Here is an 8,364-nt window from a genome sequence, read left to right as displayed (position 1 = left end):
GCCTCCACCAGATCCCCGGGCGCCACCGCCGGCCAGTCGTTCCCCGACAACCCCACCACCGCGAACGACGACCCCGACGGAACCTCCTTGCCCGAGCCCCCGAAATTCAGAAAACGCGCAAGCGACTCGAGGAAACCCGGCATGACCACAACCACCCAACACATCGGCAACCAACGGTAGATCGGCAAACACGACTGTCCGCCGCGGGCCACGGGCCCACGGCGGACAGCAGGTGTTCACGGTGTTTCGGAGAGCATCGGAGATCAGCGGCCGAGCAGCCCCGTGGACACACCGGTCTCGGCGCCCCAGGTCTCCTCGTCCTCCACGAGCCAGGTGTTGCGGTCGCGCCCGCGATCGGGCTGCGGCGCCCCGCCCATGCCCGCGCCCGGCATCATCGGCATGCCGCCGCGGCCGGAGTTCATCGAGTTCTGCAGGGCCGTCTTCTCCGCCTCCAGCGAACTGGTCGGCACCCGCTGGGAGGCGCCGAGGCCGGCGAGCCTGGCCTCCTCGGCCGCCTGCTGCTCGAGCTTGAGCTTGTCCGGGGAGATCGCCCCGGGCGGAGCGTTGTCGACGGCCCGCACCGAATTGGCGTCCAGCCCGAGCCCGCCGAGCCCGGGGTACCCGCCGATCGAGGGCATGTACCCGCCGACGCCGTTGCTGTCGAGGAGCGAGCTGTACGAGCCCGGGCCGTAGCCACTGCTCGACGAGGGGTTGTAGAGCGAGCTGTAGGGGTCGCTGTAGCTCGGCGGGGAGAGGTCGAGACTGGGCGAGCTGAAGTTCGGCGCGCTGGAGTCGTAGCTGGGCGGGGTGTAGGTCGGCAGGCTGGAGTTGCCCAGCCCGTCGCTGAGGCCGTTGTAGCCGGGCAGGCTCGGGCTGCCCGGCGCCTTGAAGCTCGGGACGCTGCTGTCGAGCCCGTTCAGGCCCGGCAGGTTCGGGCTGCTCGGCAGATCGGTCTTCAGCGAGGACAGGCCGGGTGTCTTGCTCCCCGGGGGGAGGAAGCTGTCGCTGTTCGGCAACGAGCTGTTGTAGTCGCCCAGCGGACTGTTGAGGTTGAGGCCGGCGTTGCCGTTGAGGTTGAGGTCCGCGTTGCCGCTGCCGTTGAGGTTGAGCTTTCCGGGATCGGCCTTGGGGGTGGGACCACCCCCGTTCGGCGTGACGTAGTTGAGCGTCTTCAGCGCCGGCAGGTTGGTCCGCGCGATCGAGTACTTCTGGTTCAGATCGACGAGCGCCTTGGCCATCTCCAACTGCATCCGATTGACGATCTCGGGGAAGGTCGAGACCGCGACGACGGTCGTTCCCCTGCTCACGAGGTAGGCCGCCTGCCTGCTGAGGGCCTCGTTCGCTCCCCACTGGTTCCAGTAGACGATCTTCTGGATGCCGTCGTACAACGCGTTACCGGCATTTCGCATCTGGTTGCCGTAGTCCCAGAGGCTCTCCGACCGGCTCTGGATGCCGCTGATGAAGGCGTCCATCATGCTCGCGAACTTGGTGGCGGTGTCCCCCTGCCAGGCCCCGCCGTCACCGACCAATCCGTTCGTCATGCCGACCACCGAACGCATCAGGTCGTCCATCAGGAGCGTGGCGTGGTCGAAGGTCGCGCCGGCGTCGTAGAAGGACTGCGGGCTGCTGGTCGTCTCCAGCGCGCGTTGCGCGGTCTCGTTGTCGGTGTCGACCGAGCCGAGGACGAGGTACTGGATCTCCTTCCACGTCATCGCGTGCGGGTCCTTGGTGAGAAGGCCCTGCTCCTGTGGGATGTCGTCGTTGGTGGTGTTGACCGGTGTATCGCGCCTGTTCTGGTTCGAAACATCGCTGAGGGTGGCGTTCGCCGATGCGTCGCCGTTCTGCCAGTCCCTTTGCCAGTCCGTGTTCGGGTTCGAGTTCGAGTCCGACGTCTCGTTCATGGCGCGCTCCTACCGTCGACGCGGGTGCAGCAGGTCTTCGGGCTGGTCGTCGAGCCACTGCGACGACTCGCCCCGGGTGTCGTCCCCTTGGGAGGTGCGTGATTCCTCGGTGTCCCGCCGGACCGGCTGGACGACCTCTCCCTCCACCGAGGAGGCGGTGCGGCGCGCGGGGTCCGGACCGAACCGGGGGCCCGCGTACTCCTCGACCTCGCCCGCCACCGCGGTGCGCCCCTTCGGGTGGGCGCCCCAGACCTCGCTGTCCTCGGTCAGCTTGATCCTCTTCTCACCGGTGCGGGACTCCCCGCACTTGTACGGCAGTTCGCCGTGCGGCGCCGGAGCCAGTGGCATGCCGGGTGTTCCGGGCAGGTGCGGGCCGTACGGACCGTGGGCGAGCTCGGTCCGGTAGCGGCTCGCGGCCAGCTCCTCACCGACCGCCAGCTTGCCGCCGACGGTGGTGACGGTCCGGAACCCCGGGCTGCCCACCTCCAGCCTGGACAGCAGGCCCGGGGCGACCACCCGTTCCTCGGCCATGACGCCGCGCAGCTCGGCGAGCCGGGCCGACTGGACCCGCTGGGCCTCGTTGCCGCTCAGCACCTCCCCGTACCCGCCGGTCAGCGCCAGGGTGCCCATGGCGGGCACCTCCGGGGAGAGGTCGAGCGGGTGCTCGATCGCGGACGCGAGGCTGTTGGGCAGCGCACCGACGCCGTGGAACAGCGAGTCGTAGCCGTCGACCGTCTTCACCGGCACGTCGAGCGGCGGGTTCGGACCGCCACCGACCGGCAGCCCGGCCGGGGTCGGCAGGTCGGACGACGGCGCCGACGGAAGGTGCACCGCCAGGTGGGCCACGGGCGGCGGCCCCGGCACGTCGAGGTGCGGAACCGGGCCCGCGCCCGGCGGTGCCGGGGCGGAGAGGGACAGCGAGTCGACGTGGTGGTCCGTGAGGTTCCCCAGGTCGGGTGCGAGGGGAGCGATCGGCACCGGGCCGCCCGGCAGGTCGGTGCGCAGCGCCGGATCCGTGGAGGCACCCGGTACCGGGTACGCGGTCCGGGCGATCGGGCTGAGGGCGGCGGCGGCGTCGTCGTAGGTGGTGGCCAGCTGCGTGATCACCGCCCGCATCCGGGTGTTGAGCTGCTCCACCAGCTCCGGGTACTGGTCGATCGGCACGATGCTCATGCCCGCCTGGGCGGGCATCGGTGTCCTGGTGGTCCCGGGTTCGAGGGGCGCGCTGTTGTACCGCGCCGCGCCCTCGACCGCGACCTCGGAGTCGATCCGGCGGATCTCGATGATGGCGTTCGCGAGAGCGTCCGACATCCGCTGCATGGTGACGGCGTACGGGGTGGTCCCGTGGCCGACGCCGTTGCCCAGGATCGGGTCGGCGCGCTGCTGGATCCGTCCGACCAGCTCGAACATGGTGGCGCGGAAGTCCTCGGCGCCGGGCCCCTGCCAGATGCCCGAGTGGCCGGTCAGCTGCTCGATCATCCGGGTCACCTCGACGTTGAGGTTCTCCAGGTCCATGCCGGTCTGGGCGAACCTGGCCCCGGCACCGCTGATGGACAGCGGGTCACTGACCGAGGGCGTGACCGTGCCGGCGTAGTCGGGACCGTAGGTGCCGAGAATCGCGTTCTCGATCTGCCGCCAGTCCCAGGTGTCGTACGTGCCCACTGCTCTCTCCTCGGATCGTCGGCCAAGGCGGTGCGGCTGCGGCCCGGTGGCTAGTTGCCGCTTCCGCCGGCGGGCTGGGACGGGGACGAGGACGACGGCAGCCACGCCTCGACGTTGTGGACCATGGTGTCGATGTTGCTCACCAGGTACGAGTTCAGGTCGTCCACGCTCTGGTAGCGGTTGGCCGTCTCGATCAGCGCGCCGGCGAGCTTGGTCAGCGCGGACTCCAGGCTCTTGAGGTCGCTCATCAGCTGGGCGCCGCGGCTGCTGTCCGAGTTGGAGATCAGGTCGGCGATCTTCGTGGCCTCGGGGAACAGGCCGGCGAGGACCTTGTTGTTGCTGATGTTCTGGATCGCGGTGTCGATCTTCGGCGTGAGCGCCATCAGCTGGTTCCCGAACTGGCGCAGTTCGTCGGGGGTCACCTTGACGACGGGCTTGGCCGGGGCGCCGGACAGACCGAAGTCGCCGTACAGCTGGTTGAGGTCACTCACTGTGTTGCTGTTGCTCGGGAAGCTGTTCTGGACGTTGCTGTCCGTCGGATGGGTGCTGTTCGGGTTGCTGGCCACAGCTCACCTCTCACTCTCTCGCGCGGTGTCGGGTCCTCGACCCAGTGCGGGAGCCCGGGCCGCGCGCATGCTCGGCCCGGGCGCTGAAGCACCGTCCGGTCCGGTGAGGACCGGTCAGCTGACGTGAACCGTCAGACGTTGTGCGCCTGCTGCCACAGACGGGTGGTCTCGTCCTCGGTGGCGCTGTAGTTCTGCATGATGCGCTGGACGGCTTCGGTCATCTCGCCGTGCGCGGTGTGCAGCTGCTGGTACTGCAGGTCCAGGTCGTTGAAGAGCTGCAGGGCGCGCTGGTGCGACGGGCTGCCCTGCCAGACCCGGTCACCGCTCAGGTCGTTGAACAGGTTGCGGGCCTGACGGTTGTCGGTCTCCATCTCCTGGAGCGTGGCGTTCGCCTGGTGGAGGTAGTTGTTGGCCTCGTCGTAGTCGACCAGGTAGCTTGAGCCGGCCATGGGAGTTCCTCTCTTCGGGAGCGGGTTACGAGGGGGTGGCGATCGGGCCCGGTCAGGCCGAACCGACGATGGAGTTGGCCTTGGCCTCGGCGGCGCGGTACTGCGTGGCGGTCTGCTTCAGCAGGCCGATGAGCTGCTGGTAGTCCGTGAGGACGTTGGTGAAGGCGCGGTTGAAGCTGGCCACCTTCTGCTCGAAGAAGGCTTCGGCGGCGTTGCTCTGCCACGCCGCCTCGAGGATGCGCTGGCTGTTCTGGAGGGTGCCGAAGTGCCCCTCGCCGACCTGGAAGGCCTTCTGGAGGGCGTCGACGATGTGGTCGATCGCATCGGCGTTGACTGCCTGGGTGCTCTGCTGGGGAGCCATGGACTGTTCCACCTCTCGGGTTGACGGTTCCGGCTTTCACGTGGGCCGCCGGCGAGCGGTGGCCCGCCCCGAGCGGGGGCTCGGGGAAGTCTTCGGTTCAGGCGGCGGTGGTGGTCCCGATGCCGCGGGCCTCCAGCACCGGGCGCAGCGCGCGGACGGCGTAGAAGCTGCGGGACTTCACCGTCCCGGCCGGGACGCCGAGGACCTTCGCCGCCTCGGCCACGGAGCGGCCCTTCATGTGCAGCTCGACCAGCACGTCCCGGTGGTGCGGCGGCAGCTCGGCGAGCGCGCCGGCCAGGTCGTGCGCCATCAGGACCGAGTCCAGCGGGTCTGCGTTGAGGACGCGCTCCTCGGGGGCCTCGTTGGAGACCTCCTTCGGGCGGGCGCTCTGCATGCGGAAGTGGTCGATCGCGATGCGCCGGGCCACCGTGAAGAGCCAGGGGCGGCTGCGCTCGGGGCCCTGGGAGATCGCCTCGGGGTGCTGCCAGGCCCGGACGAAGGTCTCCTGGAGGATGTCCTCGGCCTTGCACCGGTCACCGCTGGTGACCTTGAGCAGGGCCCGCAGCAGGTAGCCGCCGTGCAGTCGGTAGAGCTCGGCCAGCGTGGCCTCGTCCAGCGTGGCGCCGCGGACGGCGCGGCCGGTGGTGGCGCCGCCGCCGGGCTTGTCGGCACCGGTGCCGGTGTACTGCGCCGTGCGACTGACGTTCAGGTCCGAGGCCTGCATCGAAACCACACTCCTCTTTGATCCCAGTCGGGTTGCCCACATGAGGGCCCGTTCGCCGCCCGCCTTGGCGGCGGACTGGGTGAGGCCCGTGTCCTCTGGAAGAAAGAGTGGACTTCCACCCCAACGGCAACCCAACTCACAGCCAAGCCGCCGTCCGTTGGTCCCTTTGGCCGCCGGGCTTGCTCATGGGACAGCGCTGACCTGCGGTTTTGCCTGGGCGCCAACGTCAGGGGGGCCGGCTTCGGCGCTCCGCGTTGGCGGACGTTGGCGGACGTTGGCGTCCATTGGCCGCCCTGACGGGCCGCAACCCCCGCCGGGAGCCGACGGGGGCTGCGCGTTCCGGTCCGGTCGTGCGTCAGCCGTCAGCCGCTCGCCGCCGTGGACTCGGTGACGACGGAACGGATGTCCGGCGGTGCGAAGAGCGGGATCCCGGCCGCCGCCTCGGCACCGGGCGCGACGGCGTCCGCCTCCACCTGCGCCTGCGCTCGCGCCTGCGCCTCCACCCCCGCTTCCGCTTCCGCTTCCGCCTCGACGTTCCCGCCGAGCGCCGGCAGGGCCACCGCCGCTCCGGTGGTGTCGACCACGTGGGCGTTGCGCAGCAGGAACAGCAGTGCGGTGCCGCGCAGCGCCTCGTCGAGGACGGGGCTCAGCTGGTCGGTGCGGAGCAGTTCCTGGACGTACTGGTCCGCCTGGAGGCCGTCCCGTTCGGCTCCCCGGTTCAGGTAGTCGGAGAACAGGTCCTGGTCGGGCGCCAGGTGCTCGGCCGACGCGACCGCGTCCAGCACGAGCTCGGCCTTGAACCCGAACTCGACCTGGGCCCGGATCTCCCGCTCGAACTCCTCCTCACCGATGCCGAGTCGGCCGAGGTAGGTGCCGAAGTCCATTCCCCGCTCCGGGAGTTCGTGACTCTCCAGCCGGTGACGGCGGGCCGCCACCTCCTCCTCCACGACCCGCTCCGGCAGCGGGATGACGGCCCGTCCGACCAGGTCCTCCAGCACCAGCTGCTCCGCCTCGGCCTGTTGGTCGATCCGCTTGACCTCGGCCAGTTCGGCCCGGCACTCCTCACGCAGTTCCGCGAGCGTGTCCAGGCCGCGGGAGAACCGCGCGAAGGCGTCGTCGAGTTCGGGGTACCGCTTCTCCTGGACCTCCAGCACGGTGACGCCCACCTCGGCCGCCTCTCCGGTCCGCTCGCCGCCGAGCACGCCCCGGAAGGTCGTCCGCTCACCCGCGGACAGCCCCACCACCGCCTCGTCGATGCCCGGGACGAGCGCGCCGGAGCCGATGACGTAGCCGAGCCCGCGCTCGACGCAGTCCTCCGGCACCTGCCCGTCGATCACGGCTTCGAGGTCGACCACCACGATGTCCTCGGGGCCCGCCGGGCGGTCCACCCGGTGGCCGGTGGCGAACCGCAGCCGGAACTCGGACAGCGCCGCCTCGACCTCCTCCGCCCGCACCCCGGCCGGTGCGACCGTGACCGACAGGCCGCGGTACTCGGGCAGTTCGACGGTCGGCCGGACGTCGACCTCCGCCGTGAACCGGAGCTCCCCGCCGTCCTGGAAGGCGAGCACGACGAACTGGGGGAAGCCGACGGGCCGCAGCCCGTGCTCCTTCGCCGCCCGCTCGAACCAGTGCCACTGGGCGTCCTCCACGGCCTCGGCGAGCACCGCCCGCCGACCGGCGTGGGCCTCGACGGCCGACGCCGGGGCCCCGCCCTCGGGGTAGCCGGGGACGTCGCCGCGGTCGCCCAGGGTGGCGTACGCCATGTCGACGTGCGGCGCGAACTCGGCCGGGGGGACCTCGACGAGTACCCGCACCCGGGTCTGGTCCAGTGTTTCCACGGTGCTCTGCACGGTTGGATCTCCTTGGGTTCCGCAGTGGCCCGTGGCCACCGGCCGCAGGTCCTCGACATCCTGGCTACGGCCGTCTCGCCCGGTGCGGTTCACCCGCCATTACCGCAATGGCCCCCTGTGCGGTAGACCACGGGAACCGGTCGTTACGGAACGGTGAACCCGCCGTCGGTTCGACCGCGTTGAACCGGAGGAAGTGCGCCGAGCCCGGCGGTGCCGGCATCCCGGTCGCTCACTGCGGACAGGCAATTGGGGGAGGCTGTGACCCAGACGGGAGATCCCGGCGACGGTCGGCTCGAATGCGGCTCGTCGGTCTCACGCGAGGGCGGCGTCCGCGCGCCGTCGCGGACCGCCTTCGAGCGGTGGCACGCCACACCGGTCCGCCGTCTGGTCGACTCCTGGCTGGCGGAGGAGTCCGGCCCCGGCTCCGTCGAGGCCGACCGGGCGGCGCTCACCGGCGGACTGGACCTGCCGCCCGCCGACGCCCGGTCCGTGATCGCGGCGGCCCATCACCTGCTGACCGGCCCCGACGCCCCGGGACGGCTCATGTTGCGGGCCCGCCTCGAACTCGGCGAGGAGGGCTTCGGCCGGTTACTGCGGCTGTCCGAGGCCCTGGTGGTGGACGAACACCCCTCGGCCGGGCTGTGGACCCCCCAGGACCGGCACCGGGCCGTCGAGGCGGTCGGCCTGCTGATCCACCGTTACGGCGAGGACGGTGTCAGACGACTGACGGCCGGCCTCCGACGCGAGCGGACCGACGGCGACGGCCCCGACGCGGGAGCCGGTGCGGTCGAGGGAGCGGGTCCGGGATCCGACGGCCCGTGAGGGCTTCGGTGGCTTCCACGCCCGTTCCC

Annotated in this window: 8 protein-coding genes; 1 reads left to right on the top strand and 7 read right to left on the bottom strand. The window is 70.8% G+C overall.

The genetic code is table 11. The features are described 5' to 3' along the window. Nucleotides 1–263: 263 nt before the first annotated feature. The 7 genes from AB0O11_RS33655 to tig all read right to left on the bottom strand — a co-directional run bounded on the left by AB0O11_RS33655 (nucleotide 264) and on the right by tig (nucleotide 7,513). Complete coding sequence (locus tag AB0O11_RS33655) at nucleotides 264–1,901, bottom strand: hypothetical protein (protein WP_363394646.1); 1,638 nt, start codon at nucleotides 1,899–1,901, stop codon at nucleotides 264–266. A gap of 9 nt (nucleotides 1,902–1,910) precedes the next feature. Continuing rightward, entirely contained in the window at nucleotides 1,911–3,563 is a 1,653-nt protein-coding gene (locus AB0O11_RS33650; protein WP_363394645.1) for a hypothetical protein, read from the bottom strand. Nucleotides 3,564–3,613: 50 nt separating this feature from the next. Continuing rightward, nucleotides 3,614–4,129, bottom strand: coding sequence for a hypothetical protein (locus tag AB0O11_RS33645; protein WP_363394643.1), 516 nt, complete (start codon nucleotides 4,127–4,129; stop codon nucleotides 3,614–3,616). A gap of 131 nt (nucleotides 4,130–4,260) precedes the next feature. Then, nucleotides 4,261–4,578 (bottom strand): hypothetical protein, encoded by a 318-nt coding sequence (locus AB0O11_RS33640; protein WP_363394641.1) that lies wholly within the window; start codon nucleotides 4,576–4,578, stop codon nucleotides 4,261–4,263. Nucleotides 4,579–4,630: 52 nt separating this feature from the next. After that, nucleotides 4,631–4,939: a WXG100 family type VII secretion target gene (locus tag AB0O11_RS33635; RefSeq protein WP_363394639.1), complete on the bottom strand. Its 309-nt coding sequence runs from the start codon at nucleotides 4,937–4,939 to the stop codon at nucleotides 4,631–4,633. Between the two features lie 97 nt (nucleotides 4,940–5,036). After that, entirely contained in the window at nucleotides 5,037–5,663 is a 627-nt protein-coding gene (locus tag AB0O11_RS33630) for a sigma-70 family RNA polymerase sigma factor (RefSeq protein WP_363394637.1), read from the bottom strand. 362 nt (nucleotides 5,664–6,025) lie between these two features. After that, nucleotides 6,026–7,513: a trigger factor gene (tig, locus tag AB0O11_RS33625; protein WP_363394635.1), complete on the bottom strand. Its 1,488-nt coding sequence runs from the start codon at nucleotides 7,511–7,513 to the stop codon at nucleotides 6,026–6,028. 258 nt (nucleotides 7,514–7,771) lie between these two features. On the opposite strand from tig, the gene AB0O11_RS33620 reads away from it, so the two are divergent. Continuing rightward, nucleotides 7,772–8,335 (top strand): hypothetical protein, encoded by a 564-nt coding sequence (locus AB0O11_RS33620; protein WP_363394633.1) that lies wholly within the window; start codon nucleotides 7,772–7,774, stop codon nucleotides 8,333–8,335. Nucleotides 8,336–8,364: the final 29 nt, after the last annotated feature.

The organism is Kitasatospora sp. NPDC093102 (genome assembly GCF_040683915.1).
In the GTDB taxonomy this organism is placed as follows: Bacteria; Actinomycetota; Actinomycetes; order Streptomycetales; family Streptomycetaceae; genus Kitasatospora.
This window is presented reverse-complemented; position numbering and strand designations above follow the sequence as displayed.

Excerpts from the sequence above, each read along its gene's own strand:
- AB0O11_RS33640 (WP_363394641.1), bottom strand. The coding sequence starts at position 4,578 with ATGGCCGGCTCAAGCTACCTGGTCGACTACGACGAGGCCAACAACTAC.
- AB0O11_RS33630 (WP_363394637.1), bottom strand. The coding sequence starts at position 5,663 with ATGCAGGCCTCGGACCTGAACGTCAGTCGCACGGCGCAGTACACCGGC.
- AB0O11_RS33655 (WP_363394646.1), bottom strand. The coding sequence starts at position 1,901 with ATGAACGAGACGTCGGACTCGAACTCGAACCCGAACACGGACTGGCAA.
- AB0O11_RS33635 (WP_363394639.1), bottom strand. The coding sequence starts at position 4,939 with ATGGCTCCCCAGCAGAGCACCCAGGCAGTCAACGCCGATGCGATCGAC.